This window comes from Roseomonas sp. TF40 (assembly GCF_057219975.1).
On sequence record NZ_JBXVVR010000001.1, the window covers coordinates 22653 to 43317 of the forward strand.

General features: G+C 71.0%; 20 protein-coding genes and 2 tRNA genes. 16 read left to right on the plus strand and 6 right to left on the minus strand.

What is annotated here, in order from left to right:
* Positions 1-2: 2 nt before the first annotated feature.
* Entirely contained in the window at positions 3-1139 is a 1137-nt protein-coding gene (locus tag AC2D9U_RS00120) for an alpha-D-ribose 1-methylphosphonate 5-triphosphate diphosphatase (protein WP_484745185.1), read from the plus strand.
* Here AC2D9U_RS00120 and AC2D9U_RS00125 read toward each other — a convergent pair.
* The 4 genes from AC2D9U_RS00125 to AC2D9U_RS00140 all read right to left on the minus strand — a co-directional run bounded on the left by AC2D9U_RS00125 (position 1094) and on the right by AC2D9U_RS00140 (position 3439).
* Entirely contained in the window at positions 1094-1762 is a 669-nt protein-coding gene (locus AC2D9U_RS00125; protein ID WP_484745187.1) for an HAD hydrolase-like protein, read from the minus strand. The genes AC2D9U_RS00120 and AC2D9U_RS00125 overlap by 46 nt on opposite strands.
* Positions 1759-3093 carry an acetyl-CoA hydrolase/transferase family protein gene (locus AC2D9U_RS00130; RefSeq protein WP_484745189.1) on the minus strand — a complete coding sequence of 445 codons (1335 nt, stop codon included), beginning with the start codon at positions 3091-3093 and terminating at the stop codon, positions 1759-1761. The genes AC2D9U_RS00125 and AC2D9U_RS00130 overlap by 4 nt, the downstream gene beginning before the upstream one ends.
* A gap of 117 nt (positions 3094-3210) precedes the next feature.
* A tRNA-Asn gene (locus tag AC2D9U_RS00135) sits at positions 3211-3285 on the minus strand.
* A gap of 83 nt (positions 3286-3368) precedes the next feature.
* Positions 3369-3439: transfer RNA gene (locus AC2D9U_RS00140), tRNA-Cys, on the minus strand.
* Positions 3440-3556: 117 nt separating this feature from the next.
* Between AC2D9U_RS00140 and AC2D9U_RS00145 the strand changes: the two genes are divergently transcribed.
* The 7 genes from AC2D9U_RS00145 (at position 3557) to AC2D9U_RS00175 (ending at position 11339) form a co-directional block, all read left to right on the plus strand.
* Positions 3557-4270 (plus strand): protein-L-isoaspartate O-methyltransferase family protein, encoded by a 714-nt coding sequence (locus tag AC2D9U_RS00145; protein ID WP_484745190.1) that lies wholly within the window; start codon positions 3557-3559, stop codon positions 4268-4270.
* Positions 4271-4328: 58 nt separating this feature from the next.
* Positions 4329-5735, plus strand: coding sequence for a TolC family outer membrane protein (locus AC2D9U_RS00150; protein ID WP_484745191.1), 1407 nt, complete (start codon positions 4329-4331; stop codon positions 5733-5735).
* A 3-nt stretch (positions 5736-5738) separates the two neighbouring features.
* Complete coding sequence (locus AC2D9U_RS00155) at positions 5739-6278, plus strand: DUF2497 domain-containing protein (RefSeq protein WP_484745193.1); 540 nt, start codon at positions 5739-5741, stop codon at positions 6276-6278.
* A gap of 52 nt (positions 6279-6330) precedes the next feature.
* Positions 6331-9024: a valine--tRNA ligase gene (locus tag AC2D9U_RS00160; protein WP_484745195.1), complete on the plus strand. Its 2694-nt coding sequence runs from the start codon at positions 6331-6333 to the stop codon at positions 9022-9024.
* A 1-nt stretch (position 9025) separates the two neighbouring features.
* Positions 9026-9214: a hypothetical protein gene (locus AC2D9U_RS00165; RefSeq protein WP_484745197.1), complete on the plus strand. Its 189-nt coding sequence runs from the start codon at positions 9026-9028 to the stop codon at positions 9212-9214.
* A gap of 26 nt (positions 9215-9240) precedes the next feature.
* Positions 9241-10959, plus strand: coding sequence for a dihydroxy-acid dehydratase (gene ilvD, locus AC2D9U_RS00170; protein ID WP_484745198.1), 1719 nt, complete (start codon positions 9241-9243; stop codon positions 10957-10959).
* 104 nt (positions 10960-11063) lie between these two features.
* Positions 11064-11339: a hypothetical protein gene (locus AC2D9U_RS00175; protein ID WP_484745200.1), complete on the plus strand. Its 276-nt coding sequence runs from the start codon at positions 11064-11066 to the stop codon at positions 11337-11339.
* Between the two features lie 206 nt (positions 11340-11545).
* On the opposite strand, the gene xth is transcribed toward AC2D9U_RS00175, so the two are convergent.
* On the minus strand, positions 11546-12313 hold the full coding sequence (gene xth / locus AC2D9U_RS00180; RefSeq protein ID WP_484747296.1) for an exodeoxyribonuclease III: 768 nt from the start codon (positions 12311-12313) through the stop codon (positions 11546-11548).
* A gap of 36 nt (positions 12314-12349) precedes the next feature.
* Complete coding sequence (locus AC2D9U_RS00185; protein ID WP_484745202.1) at positions 12350-12697, minus strand: HesB/IscA family protein; 348 nt, start codon at positions 12695-12697, stop codon at positions 12350-12352.
* A gap of 106 nt (positions 12698-12803) precedes the next feature.
* Between AC2D9U_RS00185 and AC2D9U_RS00190 the strand changes: the two genes are divergently transcribed.
* The 8 genes from AC2D9U_RS00190 to AC2D9U_RS00225 are packed head-to-tail and all read left to right on the plus strand — an operon-like array spanning position 12804 to position 20631.
* Positions 12804-13973 carry a deoxyguanosinetriphosphate triphosphohydrolase gene (locus AC2D9U_RS00190; RefSeq protein ID WP_484745204.1) on the plus strand — a complete coding sequence of 390 codons (1170 nt, stop codon included), beginning with the start codon at positions 12804-12806 and terminating at the stop codon, positions 13971-13973.
* A 39-nt stretch (positions 13974-14012) separates the two neighbouring features.
* A complete protein-coding gene (gene argS / locus AC2D9U_RS00195; RefSeq protein ID WP_484745206.1) occupies positions 14013-15782 on the plus strand; it encodes an arginine--tRNA ligase in 1770 nt (589 codons plus the stop codon).
* Positions 15779-16516: an SPOR domain-containing protein gene (locus AC2D9U_RS00200; RefSeq protein WP_484745207.1), complete on the plus strand. Its 738-nt coding sequence runs from the start codon at positions 15779-15781 to the stop codon at positions 16514-16516. Before argS ends, AC2D9U_RS00200 begins: the two co-directional genes overlap by 4 nt.
* On the plus strand, positions 16516-17508 hold the full coding sequence (nagZ, locus tag AC2D9U_RS00205; RefSeq protein WP_484745209.1) for a beta-N-acetylhexosaminidase: 993 nt from the start codon (positions 16516-16518) through the stop codon (positions 17506-17508). The genes AC2D9U_RS00200 and nagZ overlap by 1 nt, the downstream gene beginning before the upstream one ends.
* Positions 17505-18209 (plus strand): site-2 protease family protein, encoded by a 705-nt coding sequence (locus AC2D9U_RS00210; protein ID WP_484745211.1) that lies wholly within the window; start codon positions 17505-17507, stop codon positions 18207-18209. Before nagZ ends, AC2D9U_RS00210 begins: the two co-directional genes overlap by 4 nt.
* A gap of 13 nt (positions 18210-18222) precedes the next feature.
* On the plus strand, positions 18223-18984 hold the full coding sequence (locus AC2D9U_RS00215) for a segregation and condensation protein A (RefSeq protein WP_484745212.1): 762 nt from the start codon (positions 18223-18225) through the stop codon (positions 18982-18984).
* Positions 18968-19570, plus strand: a complete 603-nt coding sequence (gene scpB / locus AC2D9U_RS00220; RefSeq protein WP_484745215.1) for an SMC-Scp complex subunit ScpB — start codon at positions 18968-18970, stop codon at positions 19568-19570. The genes AC2D9U_RS00215 and scpB overlap by 17 nt, the downstream gene beginning before the upstream one ends.
* Positions 19567-20631: an ABC transporter ATP-binding protein gene (locus AC2D9U_RS00225; RefSeq protein WP_484745216.1), complete on the plus strand. Its 1065-nt coding sequence runs from the start codon at positions 19567-19569 to the stop codon at positions 20629-20631. Before scpB ends, AC2D9U_RS00225 begins: the two co-directional genes overlap by 4 nt.
* Positions 20632-20665: the final 34 nt, after the last annotated feature.

Consider the following 20665-nt stretch of genomic DNA (forward strand, 5'->3'; position numbering starts at 1 on the left):
TCTTGAGGAATTGGCTGATTGCCGGGGGCGAGGTGCTGCGCGGCGGCGCGCTGGCGCCGGGGGATGTGTCGCTGGCGGATGGGGTCATCGCCGGGCCGGCCGGCGGGACGCGCTTCGATGCGCGCGGGCTGCTCGTGCTGCCCGGCCTCGTGGACATCCATGGCGATGCGCATGAGCGGCAGATGCAGCCACGCCCGGGTATCGGCTTCCCGGCCGGGCTCGCGATGCGCGATTCGGCGGCGCAGCTGCTCGCTGCCGGCATCACCACCGCCTTCCTGGGCGTGACCCTGTCCTGGGAGCCGGGGCTGCGCGGCATCGAGGCCTGGCGCGCCACCCTCGCCGCCGTCGAGGCCGCGCGTGCCACCGCGGGCTGCGACCTGCGCATCCATTGCCGTTTCGAGGCCGACAATCTCGACGCGCTGGAGGAGGTGCTGGGCGACATCGCCGCCGGGCGCGTGGCACTGCTTGCCTATAACGACCACACGCCGGGCATCGTGAAGCGCATCGCCCGCCCGGCCGAGGCCGCGAAGTATGCGGCGCGGGCGGGGATGCCGACGGAGGATTTCGTCGCGCTGGCGCATCGCGTCTTCGCGCGGCGGGATGAGGTGCCGGCGGCGCAGGCGCGCCTCGCCGCGGCGGCGCGCGCGGCGTGCATCCCGATGCTCAGCCATGACGACGCAACGCCCGAGATGCGCGCCGCCTTCCGTGCCCTGGGCGCCGATATCTGCGAGTTCCCCATGTCCGAGGCCGTGGCCGAGGCCGCGCGCGCGGCCGGGGAGGCCGTGGTGATGGGCGCGCCCAATGTGGTGCGCGGCGGCAGCCATATGGGCTGGTCGGCAGCCGCACCGCTGGCCGAGCGCGGCCTCGTGACCGTGCTGGCCTCCGACTACTACTGGCCGGCGATGCTCGAGGCCGCCTTCGTCATGGCGGGGCGCGGCGTGCTGGATCTCGCCGCCGCCTGGGAGCTGGTCTCGGGCAATCCTGCACGAGCGGCGGGGCTTGTCGATCGCGGGCGGATCGCGCCTGGGCTGCGCGGCGACATCGTGGTGGTGGACCCGGCGCGGCGCGCGCCTATGGCGACCTTCGCCGCCGGTCAACTCGCCTGGGTTTCGCCCGAGGCCGCGTCGCGCATCGGCTGAAGGCCGAGGAAGGCAGGAATCGCCGCCATGTCGCGGAAGATCACGTCCGGGCCGGCGGCGGCCAGCGCCGTTTCCGTAGCGTAGCCCCAGCTCACGGCGCCCACCCGCGCGCCGACGCTTCGCGCGGCAGCGATGTCGCGCGTCTCGTCGCCAATCACGAAGGCCTCGGCGGGGGGAATAGCGGCGGCGCGCAGCACGGCGCGGAATTTCTGCGCCTTGCCGAGCAGCGCGGCGTCGCAGGCCCAGTCGGTGATGCGCGCCGCAAGCGCCGCGCCCAGCGCGCGCCGGACATTCGCCTCGCTGTTCGAGGTCACCAGCGCGAGGCGCAGCCCGCCCGTCTGCAGCGCGGCCAGCAACGCGTCCACGCCCGGGAAGAGCGCGGGTGGCGGGGCGGCGCCGGCCGCCGCGCGCAGATGCGCGGCAAGGCGCGGGATCTGCCAGGGCCGCAGGCCGAGCGCGCGCAGGATCGCCGTCGTGCCCTCGCCGCGCAGCGCCTCCGCCGCTGCGGGGGAGAGCGGCGCATAGCCGAAGCGCGGGGCGGCGGCGTTCACGGCTGACAGCGCCCAGGCGCGGCTATCGGCCAGGGTGCCGTCGAAATCCAGCAGGACCAGCCGCGGCGTCACAGATAGTGCGGCGGCACCAGACCCTTCGCCCGCGCCGCGCGCGCCAGCTCCTCGCGGTAGTCGGGGTGGGCGAGGCCGATGATGGCCTTCGCGCGCTCAGGCACCGAACGGCCCTTGAGGTTCGCGATGCCGTATTCCGTCACCACGAACATCTGGTCGCTGCGCGGCGTGGTCACGACATTGCCCGGCGTGAGGTCGAGCACGATGCGGCTGCGCCGCTGGCCGTGCCGCTCATAGGTGGAAGCGAGGCAGATGAAGGATTTGCCCCCCTTCGAGGCATAGGCGCCGCGGACGAATTGCAGCTGCCCGCCGGTGCCGCTGATGTGGCGATGCCCATCGGATTCGGAGGCCGCCTGGCCCTGCAGATCGAGCTGCGTGGTGTTGTTGATGGCCACCGTCCGGTCGTTGCGGGCGATGATGTCGGGCATGTTCGTCTCATCCACCGGGCGGCAGAGGAAATCGTCATTGTCGCGCAGCGTCTCGTAGCTGGCGCGGCTGCCGAGGCAGAAGCTGTAGGTCAGCAGCCCCTGGTCGAAGGCCTTGCGCCCGCCGCTGACGCGCCCGGCGCGGTAGAGCTCGATCAGCCCGTCATTCAGCATCTCGGTATGCACGCCGAGATCCTTCACGCCCGAGTCGCGCAGCAGGGTGGTGACGGCGTTGGGCATGCCGCCGATGCCCACCTGCAGGCAGGCGCCATCCTCGATCTCGCCGGCGATGAGGCGCGCGACGGCGCGATCCACCTCGCTTGCCTGGGCGTTGGGCAGTTCGGGGGTGGGCGTGTCATCGCCCTGGATCACGTAGTCCACCTGGCTGCGGTGCAGCCGCACATGGGTGCCGATCACGCGCGGCATGTCGGGCGTGATCTCGAGGATCAGGATGCGCGCCCGCTCCGCGACGGCGGGGTGCCAGAGGCTGAGCGGGCCGAGGTTGAAATAGCCCTCCGCATCCATCGGCGCGGCCTTGAGGATCGCGATGTCCAGGCGGGGGACGAAGCGGCGGTAATAGTCCGGGATCTCGCCCAGGTTGCAGGGGATGTAGTGGCACAGCCCGGCATCGTGCTTCTTCCGGTCATAGCCGGAGAAATGCCAGTTGTAGCAGGCGAAATGCGCGCGCTGCGGGTCCGCTTCCAGCACAGCGCGCGGGCGCATGGACAGGCAGTTGCGGATGTGGACGTCGTGCAGGTCCGCCGCGCGGGCCGCGAGGGCACGGTCGAAGGCGTCGGGCTGGTTGAAGGCGGCGCCGTAGTCGAGCCAGTCGCCGGGCCGCACCAGGGCCGCGGCCTCGGCGGCACTGATCTCGCGGGCCTCGCGGCCGGCACTGCGTTCGATCATGGAGCTTCCCCGATGGTGTTCGCCCGGCGCCGTGACCGCGCCTTCCAACGGGCAGCCTAGGCGAAGCACGGGCCAAGCGACAACGTCGCGGCCGCAGGGAGATGGGAGAGGGAAAGATGGCTCCGGCGGTTGGATTCGAACCAACGACCAACGGATTAACAGTCCGCTGCGCTACCGCTGCGCCACGCCGGATCAGCCAAGGCGGCGGCGTATAGCAAGGGCACGCCGCCCGGTGAAGCCCCCCAGCCGAAAGAAGGTCCGGCGGAGGAAAGGTAAGGCCGCGGCCGGAATCGAACCGGCATTCACGGATTTGCAGTCCGGTGCATCACCACTCTGCCACGCGGCCTCACGGCGCCTCTATCCGGCAGGGCGCGGCGGCGGTCAAGCGCGGCGGCGTGGTGCAGTGCAGCGCTTGGCCGCGGGGCCTGGCGCTTCTATAAGCGGGGGGAGGCAAGGAATGATGATGAGCGACGTGGCAGACCTCTCGGAAATCGCGGCCGAAGTGCCGGCGGAAGACGCTTTCGCCCGGGCCCGGCGCTTCATGGTGGATGGCCAGCTTCGCCCCAACCGGGTGACGGACCCGCTGCTGCTGGCCGCCATGGGCACTCTGCCCCGGCATCTCTTCGTCCCGGCCGCGCTGGTGGCGCGCGCCCATGCGGACCAGGATCTGGCGCTGCCCGGCGGGCGGGTGATGATCCAGCCGATGATGCTGGCGCGGCTGCTGCAGCTGCTCGCGCTGCGCGACGGGGACCGGCTGCTGCTGGTGGGCGCGGGCACGGGCTATTCGAGCGCCGTGGCCGCGTCGCTCGGGGCGCGAATCGTCGCGGTGGAGTCGGAACCGGGGCTTCTCGCCACCGCGCGCCGCCTGCTGCCGGGGCTGGTGCCGGCGGGCGCCGTGACGCTGGTCGAGGCGCCGCTGCCCGAGGGCCACGGCGCCGGCGCGCCCTATGACGCCATCCTGGTCGAGGGCGAGATCCCTGCCGTGCCGCCGGCCCTGGCCGGGCAACTCGCGGAGGGCGGGCGGCTTGTCACCGTGCTGGCCGGCGGGCCGCGCGGGCGTGGCGCACGGGCGGTGATCGGGCGCCGGGCCGGCGGGAGCTTCAGCCTGGCCGATGCCTTCGATTGCAGCACCGCGCCCCTGGCCGCCTTCCAGCCGCCGCAAGGCTTTGTTTTCTGATCCTTGGGTTTCGGTGTAGGGTGCCGCAAAGCCCCCGCGCCGTTGGAGACAGCTTGCCATGATGCCATCCCGCACTGTGCTGACGCTGGCGGCCCTGATGCTGGCGCCCTCGGCCCAGATCCTCGCCATCCGGCCCGCCGCCGCGCAGACGCTGCAGGAAGCGCTGGCGATGGCCTATTCCAACAACCCGACCCTGCAATCCGCCCGCGCCCAGCTGCGCGCGGTGGATGAGAACGTGCCCCAGGCCCTCGCCGGCTGGCGCCCGACGGTGCAGATCACCGGCAGCGCGGGCAATGCGCAGGGCCAGACGACCCTCACCGGGTCGCGCTCCTCGCCCAATGGCCGCACCAACACGGACCGCGACCCGCTCTCGGCCCAGGCGAGCGTGACCCAGCCGCTCTATCGCGGCGGGCGCACCACCGCCTCGACCCGCCGGGCGGAGAATCAGGTGCTGGCCCAGCGCGCGCGCCTGCTGGCGACCGAGCAGCAGGTGCTGCAGGACACGGTCGTCGCCTATGTCGCCGTGATCCGCGACCAGGAGGAAGTCCGGCTCAACATCAACAACGAGCAGGTGCTGACCCGGCAGCTCCAGGCGACGAATGAGCGCTTCCGGGTGGGCGAGATCACGCGCACGGACGTGGCCCAGGCGGAAAGCCGCCTCGCCGGCGCGCGCGCGGCGCGGGCCGATGCGGAAGGCCGCCTGCAATCCTCGCGCGCCACCTTCACGCGGCTCGTCGGCCAGGCGCCCGAGCGCTTGGTCGCGCCGCAGCCGCTGCGCACCCCCGTGCCGAATTCGCGGGAGGCCGGCGTGCTGGCCAGCCAGAACAACCCGAACGTGGTCGCCGCCCTGTTCGATGAGGCCGCGGCGCGCGACCTGATCGACGTGAACTTCTCCTCCCTGCTGCCGCAGGTGAGCCTCAACGCCTCCACCTTCCGCAACGACAATGCGACGACGGCGGATACCCGCGCGACCGGCAGCCAGGTGACGGCGAACGTGACCATGCCCCTCTACCAGGGCGGCGCGGAACACGCGCTGGTGCGCCAGGCGCGGCAATCGGCGCAGCAGGCGCGCAGCGTGGTGGAGGACCAGCGCCGCCTCGCCACCCAGCAGGCGACCGCGGCCTTCGAGACGCTGACCGCCGCCCGCGCCCAGGTGGACAGCGTGCGCGCCCAGATCCGCGCCGCCGAGATCGCGCTGGATGGCGTGCAGCGCGAGGCCATCGTCGGCAGCCGCACGACGCTCGACGTGCTGAACGCCGAGCAGGAACTGCTCAACGCCCGCGTCAGCCTGGTGCGTGCGCTGGCGAACGTCATCACCGCCTCGCACAGCCTTGCCACCTCCGTCGGGCGCCTCACCGCGCGGGATCTCAACCTGCCGGTGCAGATCTACGACATGGAGGCCTATTACCGCGAAGTGCGGAACCGCTGGGCCGGTTGGGGCGACTACGCCCAGCAGGGGCGCTGACGCATGAGCGGCGCGGGCGCGGATGGCAAGCCCGCCGGTGATCCGGCGATGGACGACATCCTCGCCTCGATCCGCCGCATCCTGAACGAGGATGAGGGGGCGCCCGGCGCCAGCCCGGCCGCAACACCCGCTCCGGCTACGGCCGCCCCCGCCGCGCCGCCGGCCGAGGCACCGCTGGTGCTGACCGAGGAGATGCTGGTCACCCCGCCCGAGGCCGCGGCGCCGGCGCCGGTGGTCGCGCTCGCCGAAACGCCCCCACCCGTGCCGGCCCCCGCGCCGCCGCCGGAAGCCCCCGCCAGCTTCGATGGCCTCGTCGCCCCGGCCGTCGCGGCCGCCACCACCGCCGCACTCGGCCAGTTGCTGCGTACGGTCGCCGCCGAACGCAGCGCGCCGGTGCATCGCGGCGGTCCCTCGATCGAGGATGTGGTGCGGGAGGAATTGCGCCCGCTGCTGAAATCCTGGCTGGACCAGCATCTGCCGCCGCTGGTGGAACGCCTGGTGCGCGCGGAGATCGAGCGCGTGGTGGGCCGCGCGCTGCCCTGAGGTTGGCGCCTAACCCTTGACGGCCGGGCGCCGGGCGGGGAAGGGATGAGGCATGCTCGACAAATCCTTCGACCCTGCCGCCGTGGAAGCCCGCCTCTATGAGGGATGGGAGAAATCCGGCGCCTTCGCCTGCGATCCCGCCTCGCCCGCCAGGCCCTTCACCATCATGATCCCGCCGCCCAACGTCACGGGCAGCCTGCATATCGGCCATGCGCTGACGATGAGCGTGCAGGACATGCTGACGCGCTGGCGCCGCATGCAGGGCCGCGACGCGCTCTGGCAGCCGGGCACGGACCATGCCGGCATCGCGACCCAGATGGTGGTGGAGCGCCTGCTCGCCAGCCAGGGGCTGGACCGTCGCACGATGGGGCGCGAGGCCTTCCTCAAGCATGTCTGGGAGTGGAAGGGGCAATCGGGCGGCACCATCACGCGCCAGCTGCGCCGCCTGGGGGCGAGCCTCGATTGGCCGCGTGAGCGCTTCACGATGGATGAGGGGCTCTCCCGCGCGGTGCGGGAGGTCTTTGTCACGCTGCACGCGCAGGGGCTGCTCTACCGCGACCGTCGCCTCGTGAACTGGGACCCGGTGTTCCAGACCGCGATCTCGGACCTCGAGGTCGAGGCGCGGGAGGTGAAGGGCAGCCTCTGGTATCTGCGCTACCCGGTGGAGGGCCAGCCCGGCCGCTTCCTGATGGTGGCGACGACCCGGCCCGAGACGATGCTGGGCGACACGGCGGTGGCCGTGCATCCCGAGGATGCGCGCTTCGCGGATCTGGTCGGCAAGCATGTGATCCTGCCGCTGACGGGCCGACGCATCCCGGTGGTGGCGGATACCTATTCCGACCCCGAGAAGGGCACGGGCGCGGTGAAGATCACCCCCGCGCATGACTTCAACGATTTCGAGGTCGGCAAGCGGCATGGCCTAGAGATGATTTCAGTTCTCGATGCCGAGGCACGCATCAGGATTAGGGAGGCCATACCGATCGAGAAGCTGCTCATAAGCAGCGAGCACGATTTCCTGACAGACCTCGACGGACGAGATCGATTTGAAGCGCGAAAACTTATTGTTGCGCGGCTATCTGAACTCGACCTAATCGAAAAAATAGTGCCTCACACGCACCAAGTGCCGCATGGCGACCGCTCCGGCGTACCCATCGAGCCACGCTTGACGATGCAGTGGTATGTGGATGCGCATACCCTGGCCCAGCCCGCCATCAAGGCGGTGGAGACGGGGCAGACGGTCTTCGTGCCGCGGCAATGGGAGAACACCTTCTACAGCTGGATGCGCGACATCCAGCCCTGGTGCGTCTCGCGCCAGCTCTGGTGGGGGCATCAGATCCCGGCATGGTATGCGCCGAATGGCGAGGTCTTCGTCGCCCGCACCGAGGAAGAGGCGCGCGAAGCCGCGCGGGCCAAGTTCGGGCGCGATGTGGAACTGGTGCGCGACCCCGACGTGCTCGACACCTGGTTCAGCAGCGCGCTCTGGCCCTTCAGCACGCTGGGCTGGCCGGAAAAGACGCCCGAACTCGCCAAGTACTACCCCGGCGACGTGCTGGTGACGGGCTTCGACATCATCTTCTTCTGGGTCGCCCGCATGATGATGATGGGCATCCACTTCATGGGTGAGGTGCCCTTCAAGCAGGTCTACATCCACGGCCTCGTGCGCGACGAGAAGGGCCAGAAGATGTCGAAGTCCAAGGGCAACGTCATGGACCCCCTGGAACTCATCGACGCCTATGGCGCGGATGCGCTGCGCTTCACCATCGCCTCGCTGACCGGCCCCGGGCGCGACGTGAAGCTCGGGCGCAAGCGCGTCGAGGATTTCCGGTCCTTCGGCACGAAGCTGTGGAATGCGGCGCGCTTCCTGGAGATGAATGGCGTGGCCGCGGACCCGGCCTATGATCCGGCGAAGGCCAGCTCCGCGCTGTCGCGCTGGATCCTCGATGGCGCGAATCGCGCGGTGGCGGAATGCAGCGCGGCGCTCGAGGCCTATCGCTTCGACGAATATGGCGGGGCCGCCTATCGCTTCGTCTGGGGCAGCTATTGCGACTGGTTCCTCGAATTCGCCAAGCCCGTCTTCTATGGCGAGGATGAGGCTGCCAAGGTCGAGCTGAAGGGCGCGGCGCAGCATGTCTTCGGCACCATCCTCAAGCTGCTGCACCCCTCCATGCCCTACATCACGGAGGAGCTGTGGCACCGCTTCGGCTATGGCGGCGAGTGCACGCTGATCCGCGAAAGCTGGCCCGGCGCCGTGCCGGTGCCCGAGGCCGAGGCGGCGCGCGAGGAACTCGACTGGGTGGTGAAGCTGATTTCCGACATTCGCGCCGTGCGCTCGGAGATGAATGTGCCGCCCTCAGTCACGGCGCCGCTGCTGCTGCAGGGGGCGTCGTCCGCCACGCTGGCGCGTGCGGCGCGCTGGATCGAGCCGATCCGACGTTTCGCTCGCGCAACAGACATCACCGCGCTGGAAGGGCCGGCGCCCAAGGGTGTCGCCCAGGTGGTGGTAGGCGAGGCGACGGTGATGCTCCCGCTCGCCGATGTCATCGACTTCGCCGTGGAGCGCGCGCGGCTCGCGAAAGAACGCGCCAAGGCCGAGGCCGAGGCGAAGAAGGTGCTGGCGAAGCTCGGCAATGCCGATTTCGTGGCGCGCGCGCCGGAGGAGATCATCGAGGAGAACCGCGAGCGCCTGGCCAATTTCGAGGCCGAGATGCTCCGCCTCGACGCCGCCCTCGCTCGGCTCGCCGACTAGCATGTTCGACGCCGCCACCATCAAGCTGCTGCTTGCCATCGTGCTGTTCTCCGCACCGGTGATCTTCGCTGCGGATGTCCTGCCCAAGCGCGACATCCTCGGCCGCCGGCTGACCCGCGCGCAGGCGCAGGCCGCGGGCGCCGTGGTGGGCCTCACTCTCGGCGTGGGCTTCCTGCTCCTCGCCGGCTGACTGCAAAGAATCGAAGGAACCGTCAGATGACCAAATGGGACAAGTCGAAGCTGCCGAGCCGCCACACGACGGTGGGGCCGGAGCGCGCGCCGCATCGCAGCTACTACTACGCGATGGGCCTGACGAAGGAGGAGATCGAGCAGCCCTTCGTTGGCGTCGCCACCTGCTGGAACGAGGCCGCGCCCTGCAACATCGCGCTCTCCCGCCAAGCGCAGAGCGTGAAGGTCGGCGTGAAGGAAGCCGGCGCGACGCCGCGCGAATTCACCACCATCACCGTGACCGACGGCATCGCGATGGGCCACCAGTCGATGAAGTCCTCGCTCGCCTCGCGCGATGTGATCGCCGACAGCGTCGAGCTCACCATGCGCGGGCATTGCTATGACGCGCTGGTTGGCCTGGGCGGCTGCGACAAGACGCTGCCGGGCCTGATGATGGCGATGGTGCGCCTGAACGTGCCGAGCGTGTTCATGTATGGCGGCTCGATCATGCCGGGCCGGCATCGCGGCCGCGACGTGACCGTGCTCGACGTCTTCGAGGCCGTGGGCCAGCACGCCGCCGGCAACATGAGCGATGAGGAGCTGGACGAGCTCGAGCGCGCCGCCTGCCCCGGCGCGGGGGCCTGCGGCGGCCAGTTCACCGCCAACACCATGGCCTGCATCAGCGAGGTCATCGGCCTCGCGCTGCCCGGTTCCGCCGGCGCGCCCGCGCCCGACCAGCGGCGCGACCATTGGGCGGTGGAATCCGGCAAGGCGGTGGTGGAGCTGATCCGCCGCAATCTCCGCCCGCGCGACATCGTGACCAAGGATGCGCTGTTCAACGCGGCCGCCATCGTCGGCGCGACGGGCGGTTCGACCAACGCCGCGCTGCACCTGCCCGCCATCGCGCATGAGGCCGGCATCAAGTTCGACATCCATGACGTGGCCGAGATCATGCGCGCCACGCCGCACATCGCGGACCTCAAGCCGGGCGGCAAGTATGTGGCGCTGGATGTGTTCAATGTCGGCGGCGTGCCGACCATCATCCGTGCGCTGCTCGATGGCGGCTATCTGCGCGGCGATGCGATGACCGTCACCGGCAAGTCGCTGGCCGAGAACCATCGCAACGTCATCGTGCCGAAGGATCAGGATGTGGTGCGCCCGACCTCCGACCCGGTCTCGCCGATCGGTGGCGTGGTGTCGCTGAAGGGCACGCTGGCGCCCGAGGGCGCGATCGTGAAGATCGCCGGCATGAAGAACCTGCGCTTTGAGGGCACGGCGCTGTGCTTCGATTGCGAGGAAGATGCCTTCGCCGCCGTGGACCAGCGCGCCTACAAGCCGGGCGATGTGATCATCATCCGCTACGAGGGCCCGAAGGGTGGGCCCGGCATGCGCGAGATGCTGAGCACGACCAGCGCCATCTACGGCCAGGGCATGGGCGACAAGGTGGCGCTGATCACCGATGGGCGCTTCAGCGGCGCGACGCGCGGCTTCTGCATCGGCCATGTCGGGCCGGAAGCCGCGGTGGGCGGGCCCATCGCCCTGCTGAAGAACGGCGACAAGATCGTCATCGATGCCGAGAAGGGCAGCATCGACGTGTTGGTCGATGAGGCCGAGATGGCGAAGCGCCGCGCCGCCTGGACGCCGCGGGCGACGCAATACACCTCCGGCGCGCTGTGGAAGTATGCGCAGACCGTGGGCCCCGCGGCGCTGGGCGCGGTGACGCATCCGGGTGCGGCGGGCGAGAGCCACGTCTACGCGGACCAGTAACCCCGCCTTCAAACCACCTTGATCCCGCCCGCAAAATCCCTTGCGGGCGGGTGAAATCTCTCCCCACGCGGCGGGCCTTTTCCTTCGCCGCAGGGAGACCCGTGATGCGTCGCCTTCGCGCGCTTCTTGTCCTCGCTTCGCTGGCCTTGGCGCCCGGCTGCGTCGTGGCCGGGGGTGTGACGCCGGTGCATGGTGGGTATTACGGCGGTGGCTACGGCTATGCCGCCCCGCGCCCCTACTACCCGCCCCCTCGCTTCTACGCGCCGCGGCCGGTCTACCGCCCCTATTACCCGCCGCCGCGCGCCTATTGGGGCCATGGCGTCGGGCGCGGCTATTCCCAGGGCCATGGGTCAGGCCACGGCCGCCACTACTGGCGTTAGCGAGATATGCGTTCAGATGGACCCGTCTGAACGCATATTGCTCTAGGGCCTGTGGACAGTTGGGGCCGGGATGCAGCCGGCGAGGGATTTTTCGGGCTGGGAAGGCGGACAGCGGAGCCGATGGCTATCCATCGGCGAGCATGGCCAACGCGCCCAGCACGGAAAAGCACCGGCGGATGCGCCCGCAGCCCAAGTGTCGACAGGTCCTAGGCGATCTCGAAAATCACCGGGGTGTGGTCCGAGGGGCTTTCCTCGGCCCGGGGGGCCACATCCACCCTTGCGCCGCGTAGGCGCTCGGCCAGGTCGGGGCTGAGCAGCGCATGGTCGATGCGCAGCCCCGCATTGCGCTCGAAGGCCGAGCCGTAATCCCAATAGGTGTAGAGCCGCTCACCCGGATGCAGCGCCCGCAGCGCGTCGGTCAGCCCCAGATGCTCCAGCGCCCGCCAGGCGGCGCGGGTCTCGGGGCGAACCAGGGCGTCGGTCGGCGCCAGCGTGCCGGGGGCGAGGTCGAGATCGGTGGGGGCGACGTTGAAGTCGCCCAGCACGGCAAAGGGGGTGAAGCTGTCCAGCCGCTCGGTGGCCAGCCGGCGCAGGCGCTCCATCCAGGCGAGCTTGTAGGCGTAGCCATCCTCGCCGCCGGAATTGCCGTTGGGCAGGTAGATGCCCGCCACGTTCATCCCGGCCGCCTGGACTTCGATGTAGCGCGCCTGGGTGTCAGCCTCATCGCCGGGCAGCCGCTCGGCCACCAGGGTGAAGGGGATGCGCGCCAACACCGCCACGCCGTTGCGCCCGCCCTGCTGGCCGATGGCGTGCATCCGGTAGCCCGAGGCAGAGAGTTCGAGCGCGGGGAATTCCTCCGTCTTGCACTTCAACTCCTGCAGGAACAGCAGGTCGGGCTGCGCCTGCGCCAGGAAGCGCAGCAGATGGGGCGCGCGCTTGCGCACGGAATTCACGTTGAAGGTGGCGAGACGGATCATGCCCGCCACACTGCCCGGCCGGCGCCGTCCTGACTACCCGACGCTGAAGGAGGTCCCGCAGCCGCAGGCGCTGACCGCCTGGGGGTTCTTCACGGCGAAATGCGCGCCGATAAGTGCCTCCGCCCAATCCAGCTCGGCGCCGGCGAGGAGTTCGAGGCTGACAGGATCCACGAAGACGCGCCCCGCCCCCTCCGCCACCACCATGTCGTCCTCGGCCGGGGCGTCCTCCAGCGCGAATCGGTACTGGAAGCCCGAGCAGCCGCCGGCATCGACGGCAAGGCGCAGCCCCGCGCCGGGCCTGCCCTCACGCTGCGCGATCTCGGCCACCTGGGCGGCGGCGCGGGGGGTGACGCGGAAGCCGGGCGAGAGGTTGGTATCCATGGCAGCTTGTACTCCTTGGCCCTGAAGATAGGGCAGGGTGACGACGATTTCCACGCCGGCCTGCCCGGCATTGCGGCGCGGCAGGCCCCGGTGCTACGGCCCTGCCATGGATCCGAACCGGCTTCCCGATGGGCTGGCCCCCTGGGCCGTGCGCGCCGCCGATTCGCGTGGCCGGCTGCATGCCGAGCCCGGCGGGGGGGCGCGTTCGCCCTATCAGCGCGACCGCGACCGCATCATCCACGCCACCGCCTTCCGCCGGCTGCAGTACAAGACCCAGGTCTTCGTCTATCATGAGGGCGACCATTTCCGCACGCGCCTGACCCACAGCCTGGAAGTGGCGCAGATCGCCCGCTCCATCGCCCGCGAACTGGCGCTGGAGGAAGATCTGGCGGAGGCGCTGGCCCTGGCCCATGACCTCGGCCACCCGCCCTTCGGGCATGGGGGTGAGGATGCGCTGGATGCGGCGATGAAGCCCTATGGCGGCTTCGACCACAATGCGCAGAGCCTCAAGGCGGTGACGCTGCTGGAGACGCGCTATGCCGGCTTCAACGGGCTCAACCTGACCTGGGAGACGCTGGAGGGCCTGGCCAAGCACAATGGCCCGCTGCGCCGGCCCACGCCCTACATCGTGGAATACGACCGGCTGCACCCGCTCGATCTGGCCAGCCATGCCAGCGCCGAGGCGCAGGTGGCGGCGCTGGCCGACGACATCGCCTACAACAATCATGACCTCGATGACGGCGTGAAGGCCGGGCTCTTCACGCTCGACGAAGCCGCAACGATCCCCCTGGTGCGGGAGGCGCATGAGGAAGCGAAGCGCCAGCACCCGACCCTGCCGAAGGACCGCGCGACGGCCGAGGTGGTGCGGCGCGTGATCAACGCCATGGTGAACGATGTGGTGGCCGAGACGCGCCGGCGGCTCGCTGCCCTCAAGCCCGCGAGTGTCGCCGATATCCGCGCGCATGACCGCCCGGTGGTCGCCTTCTCGGAGGGCATGATGGAGGCGAACAACGAACTCCGCGCCTTCCTCTTCCAGCGCATGTATCGCCATTGGCGCGTCAACCGCACGACGCAGAAATGCAAGCGCAGCCTGCAGGTCCTGTTCAGCCTGCTGCATGGCGAGCCCCGCCTGCTGCCGCCCTGGTGGCAGGCCAAGGCGGGCGAGCCCGGCGCCGCGGTGACGGCGCAGGCGGTGTGCGACTACCTGGCCGGCATGACGGATCGCTACGCGCTCGAGGAACACAAGCGCCTGACCGACCCGACCATCCCCGGCTGAATCCCTCTTCTCTTCTGTCCTTTCCTGGAACGTCGCCCGATGACCCCCGCCGCCGATCTCTTCGCCATCATGCGCGCCCATGTGGTGGAGGCCCTCGCCGCGCTGCTGCCCGATCTGCCCGCCGAGGCCTTCGCCCGCGTGGTGGTGGAGCCGACGCGCGAGGCCGCGCATGGCGACATGGCGAGCAACGCGGCGATGGTGGTGGCGAAGGCCGCGAAGCTGCCGCCGCCCAAGCTCGCGGCGATGCTCTGCGAAAAGCTCGGCGCGCTGCCGATGGTCGAGAGCGCGGCGCCCGCCGGGCCGGGCTTCGTGAACCTCAAGCTGCGCGAGGATTTTTTCCGCGCGCTGGTGCCGCTGGTGCTGACGCTGGGCGAATCCTATGGCGATGGGCCGGCGCGGGCGGGCGGGGCGGTGAATGTCGAATATGTCTCCGCCAACCCGACCGGGCCGATGCATGTGGGCCATTGCCGCGGCGCGGTGGTGGGCGATGCGCTCGCGCTGCTGCTGCGCAAGGCGGGCTTCGCGGTGACGCGCGAATACTATGTGAACGATGCCGGCGCGCAGGTGCTCGCCCTCGCCTATGCCGCCTATTGGCGCTACCTCCAGGCGCTCGGCACGCCGATGAGCGAGGAAGACTACGCGCAATCCATCCCCGGCGGGCTGCAGTATCGCGGCGAATACCTCGTCCCGGTCGGCGAGGCCCTGGCCTTGCAATATGGCGCGAGCCTGGCGGAGCCCGGCGCGATGCCGGCGGGTGCGTCGCATTGGCTCGACACGGTGCGCGACTTCACCGTGGCCGCGATGATGGCGGCGATCCGCGAGGATCTCGCGGCACTTGGCGTGCAGCACGACATCTTCATCAGCGAGCGCCAGGTGGTGGAGGATGGCTGGCTCGAGAAGGCGGAAGCGCGCCTCGCGGCCAAGGACCTGATCTATGTCGGCGTGCTCGAACCCCCCAAGGGCAAGACGCCCGAGGATTGGGAGCCGCGGCCGCAGACGCTCTTCCGGGCCACGCAGTTCGGCGACGACGTGGACCGGCCGCTGCGCAAATCCGATGGCAGCGGCACCTATTTCGCCAATGACGTGGCGAACCATCTCGCCAAGATCGATCGAGGCTTTCCCGCCCTGGTGCAGGTCTGGGGCGCGGATCATGGCGGTTATGTGAAGCGCATGACGGCGGCGGTCGCGGCCCTTTCCGACCGCAGCGTCTCGCTCGATGTCGTGCTGACGCAGATCGTGCACGTCATGAAGAACGGCGAGCCGGTGAAGATGAGCAAGCGCGCGGGCACCTACGTCACCCTGCGCGACCTGATCGACGAGGTCGGCAAGGACGCGGTGCGCTTCACCATGCTGACGCGCAAGGCCGACGCGCAGATGGATTTCGACCTCGACAAGGTGATCGAGCAGTCGCGCGACAACCCGGTCTTCTACGTCCAGTACGCCCACGCCCGCTGCAAATCGGTGCTGAGGCAGGCCGGCGACCATGGCGATCTGGCCGCCGCGCCGCTCACGAGCCTCACCGACCCGGCCGAGTTGGCCCTGATCCGGCGCATGGCGGCTTGGCCGCGCACGGTCGAGTCCGCTGCTGCGGCGCGGGAGCCGCATCGGATCGCGTTCTTTCTCCAAGACTTGGCCAGCGATTTTCATGTATTGTGGAACCGGGGCCGCGATGACGCGACCCTGCGATTCATCCGGGCGGAAGAGCCGGAGGCCACGCGCGCGCGCCTTGCGCTCGTGGCGGCCACGGCCACCGTCATCCGCTCGGGCCTCGCGGTGATGGGGGTTGATCCGGTCGAGGAGATGCGATGAGCGACGCGATGGTGCCCTCCTGGCGGCCGCTTCGGCGCGAGAGCAACGCGCCCTGGCGTCTGCTGGCGGCGGCGGGCGGGTTGTTGACCGTGTTGCTGGCGGGCGGGGCGATCTGGTGGGGATGGCAGACGCTCTCCATCCGCACCGTGCCGGTGGTCGAGGCCGATCCGCGGCCCTTCAAGGTGCGCCCGGGCGATCCGGGCGGGCTGCGCGTGCCCAACCAGAATGAGCTGGTGCTGGAACGCCCCGGCCAGCGCAACCAGAGCCTCGCCCAGGCGGGCCGCCCCGGCGCCGTGGTGCCGGAGGCCGAGGCGCCCAACGTCAACGGCCTGCGCGCCGCGGTGACCCCGCCGCCCGCCGCCGTCGCGCCGCCCACCCCGGCACCCGCCGCCGCGCCGCCGGCCGCGGCCACAGCGACGCCGCGCACGGCGCCGACCCCCACGGCCGCCGCGCCGGCCGCCGCCCCGCCGGCCCGGCCCGCGACCGGGCGCGTGCAGGTGCAACTCGGCGCCCTGACCACCGAGGAAGCGGCCCGCGCCGAGTGGGAGCGCCTGCAGCGCCGCGCGCCAGAATTGCTCCAAGGCCGCAGCCCGCAGATCTCGCGGCTTGAGCGTGAAGGGCAGGGGCCGCTCTTCCGCCTGCGCACGGGCGGCTTCGCGGACCAGGATGCGGCGCGCGAGTTCTGTGAGCAGCTGCGCGCCAGGGGCGGCGCCTGCGTGCTGGTGCGCGCCTGATGGAAGGCCGCCGCGCCGCGATCATCGGCATCGCCGGCACCACGCTCACGGCCGAGGAAGCCGCGACCCTGCGCCGGATGCGGCCGCTCGGCGCCATCCTGTTCCGCCGCAATGTCGAGAGCCCGGCCCAGCTTGTCGCGCTCAATGCTGCGCTGCGCGAGGAACTCGGCGAGGACGCGCCGATCCTGGTGGACCAGGAGGGCGGGCGCGTCGCCCGGCTGCGCCCACCGCACTGGCCCGCCCATCCGCCGCCCGCGGTGTTCGAGGGAAGGCCGGAGGCCGCGGCGGAGGCGAATGCGGCGCTGATCGGCCTGACCTGCGCCGAAGCCGGCTTCGACGTGGTCTGCGCGCCGCTGCTCGATCTGCGCCTGCCCGGCGCGCATCAGGTGATCGGCGACCGCGCCTTCTCGGCCGATCCGGCCGAGGTCGCGCGGCTCGGCGCGGCCTGGGTGCGCGGGCTGCAATCGGCGGGCTGCATCCCGGTCATCAAGCATATCCCCGGCCATGGCCGCGCCCTGGTGGACAGCCATGAGGGCCTGCCGCGGGTCGAGGCCAGCCTGGAGGACCTCGCCCTCGACATCGCGCCCTTCCGGGACCTGGCCGGGCTGGGCGCCTGGGCGATGACGGCGCATATCCTCTACGCCGCCTGGGATGCGCAGCGGCCGGCCACGCTCTCCCCCACGGTGATCGACCGCGTGATCCGCGGCGAGATCGGCTTCGATGGCGTGCTGGTTTCCGACGATCTGGCGATGGGGGCGATGGCGGGGCTTTCCAACGACCTCGCCGGCGCGGCACTCGATGCGGGGTGCGACGTGGTGCTGCATTGCACCGGCGTGCTGGCCGAGACGGCGGCGATCCTTGCCGACTGCCCTGTGCTGAATGAGGCCGCGCTGCGCCGGCTGGAAGCGGCCCGCGCCGCGCGGGATGCGCAGCGCCTGCCGCTCGGTGCAGCGGCGCTCACCGCCCAGCGCGACCGTGTGCTCGCCGCGTGAACACCGAATGGTGGATCGAGATCGCGGCCATCGCCCTGGCCGCGATCCTGGCGATCACCCTGCATGAGGCCGCGCATGGCTATGCGGCGCGCGCACTCGGGGATGACACGGCGGCGCGGCTCGGCCGGGTCTCGCTGAACCCGATCCGCCATGTGGACCCGGTGGGCACGCTGCTGCTGCCCGCCATGCTGGCGGCAAGTCAGTTGCTCACCATCGGCCGGGTCGAGGCGATGTTCGGCTGGGCCAAGCCGGTGCCGGTCGATATCTGGCGGCTGCGCAACCCGCGCTGGGGCATGGTGCTGGTGGCGGCGGCGGGGCCCGCGATCAACTTCGCCCTCGCCCTCGGATTCGGGCTGGTCGCGCATCTGGTGACGGCGGGGGCCGAGTCGCTGCCCATCGAGCTCACGCAATGGCTGTTCCGCTTCATCGCGCTGAGCATCCTCTACAATGTGATTCTGGCCTGTTTCAATCTCTTGCCCATCCCGCCGCTGGATGGCGGGCGGATCCTGGTGGGGGTGCTGCCGGCGCCCCTGGCCCGGGCGGTGGCGCGGACCGAGCGTTTCGGCCTACTGATCGTCATCGGGCTGATCTTCCTGCTGCCGCATCTGGTGCCGGGACTCGACCCGATGGGCGCGCTGCTGCGGGAGGTCGTCCTCCCCGTGGTGCGGGCGATCTTCACCATCACCGGGCATGGAGGATGAGGTGACGGAACCGATGCTGCATCTCCGCCTCGATGGCTATGAGGGGCCGCTCGACCTGCTGCTTGATCTCGCGCGGTCGCAGAAGCTGGATATCGCGGGCATCTCCATCGTCGCGCTGGTCGACCAGTACCTGGCCGTGATCGAGCAGGCGCGCGGGCTGCGGCTCGAGATCCAGGCGGATTGGCTGGTCATGGCGGCCTGGCTCGCCTGGTTGAAATCCCGCCTGCTGCTGCCCGCCGAGGAGGCCGCAGCGCAGGAGGACGATGCCGAGATGGCCGCCGCGCGGCTGACGGACCGCCTCGCCGCGCTGGAACAGGCGCGGGCGGGTGCCGCCTGGCTTTCCGCGCGCCGGCAATTGGGCCGCGATTTCTTCGCCCGCGGCGCCCCGGAATCCCTCACCGTCGAGGACCGCTCGGGCATCCGCGCCGATCTCGCCGCGCTGTGCCAGGCCTATGCCACGGCCCGCCGCCGCGCCATCGCGCTGCGACCCTATCGGCCCAAGCCCCGCAAGCTCTGGACGGTGCAGGAGGCGATCGCGCGCCTCAGCGCCGTGATGGGCGAATTGCCCTCCTGGGCCGTGCTGCAGCGCTTCCTGCCCGAGGAGTCGGGGCTGGATACGGTGGAGAAGCGCGTCGCCCTGGCCTCGACGCTGATCGCGGGGCTGGAGATGGCGCGCGGCGGGGCGCTGGAATTGCGCCAGGACCGCGCCTTCGGCCCCATCCTGCTCAAGCGCGCCGAGGCGAACGGGGAAGCGGCGGATGTCCGAGCCGCCTGAGGAAGCCCCGCCGGCGCCCGTGACGGAGGAATCGCTGCGCCTGGCGGAGGCGCTGCTCTTCGCCTCCGACCGGCCGGTGCCGCTGCATCGCCTCCAGGCCGTGCTGGCCGAGGGGCAGGCGGCGGAGGCCGTGCTGGCCGCACTCGCCGAGCGCCTCGCCGGGCGCGGGGTGGAGGTGCATGAGGTCGCCGGCGGCTTCGCGCTACGCACCGCGCCCGACCTCACGCCCCGGCTGACCCGCGTGGTCGAGGTGCCCAAGCGCCTGCCGCGCGCGGCGATGGAAGCCCTGGCCGTCATCGCCTGGCACCAGCCCGTGACCCGCGCCGAGATCGAGGAGGTGCGCGGCGCGAGCCTCGCCCAGACCACGCTGGAAGCTCTGCTCGATGCCGGGCTGATCGCCCCGCGCGGCCACAAGGAGGCCCCCGGCCGGCCGACGCTGTGGGGCACCACGCCGCGCTTTCTCGAACTCTTCGGCCTGACCTCCCTGCGCGACCTGCCGCGGCGCGAGGAGCTGGTGAGCGGCGACGCCGCCGCGCCCTTGCTCTCGGCCATGCGCCCGCCGGCGGAGCCCGGCAGCGGCGAATGAGCATCCATTTCCAGGGCATCCGCCACAGCTACCCGGAGCGGGGCGAGGTGCTGCGCGGGCTCGACCTTGCCGTGGGGCCGGGGGAGATCCTGTGCCTGCTCGGCCCCTCGGGCTGCGGCAAGACCACGCTGCTGCGACTCGCCGCCGGGCTCGAACCCCTCCAGGCCGGGCGGATCACCCTGGGCGGGCAGGTGATCGCCGAGCCGGGGCGCGAGACGCCGCCCGAGAGCCGCGGCGTGGGCTTCGTCTTCCAGGATTATGCGCTGTTCCCGCATCTGACGGTGGAGGACAACGTGGCCTTCGGGCTGCGCTTCGTCCCGCGCGGGCAGCGGAAGTGGCGCATCATGGATGCGCTGGCGCGCGTCGGGCTCGAGGCCTTCGCCGCCGCCTGGCCGCACATGCTCTCGGGCGGGCAGCAGCAGCGCGTGGCCCTCGCCCGCGCCCTCGCACCGCGCCCGGCCGTGCTGCTGCTGGACGAGGCCTTCGCCAGCCTCGACGCCCGGCTGCGCGAACAGGTGCGAGACGATACGCTGCATGTGCTGCAGGAGGCGGGCATCGCCACCCTCATCGTCACCCATGATGCGGAGGAAGCCATGTTCATGGCCGACCGCATCGCCCTGATGAATGCCGGGCTGATCGAGCAGCTGGGCACGCCGGCGGAGCTTTACCTCGCCCCCGCCAGCCGCTTCGTCGCCACCTTCCTGGGCGAGGTGAACCGCCTGCCGGCGCGGATTCGGAGCGGCCGGGCCGAGACGGTGATCGGCACCCTGGCCATCGCCGGCCTCGCGGGCGAGGAGGGCGCGCCGGTCGAGGTTCTGCTCCGCCCCGAGGGGCTGCGCATCCCCGAGGCCGGGGAGGCCGGAGCGCCGATGGCGGAGGTTGAGGCCTGCCGGCTGCTGGGCGCGACCACGCTGGTGCATCTGGCCGTGCCGGACGGGCAGGGGGGGCTGTTGCACCTCCATGCCCGGCTGCCGCCCGGCACCTGGCTCAGCCGGGGGGAGCGCGTGCCGATCGCGATCGACCCCGAACGGGCCTTCGCATTCCCGCCCGAGGCTCCCTAGATACAGCGCTCCGGATTGGCGGGGGCCGGCGATC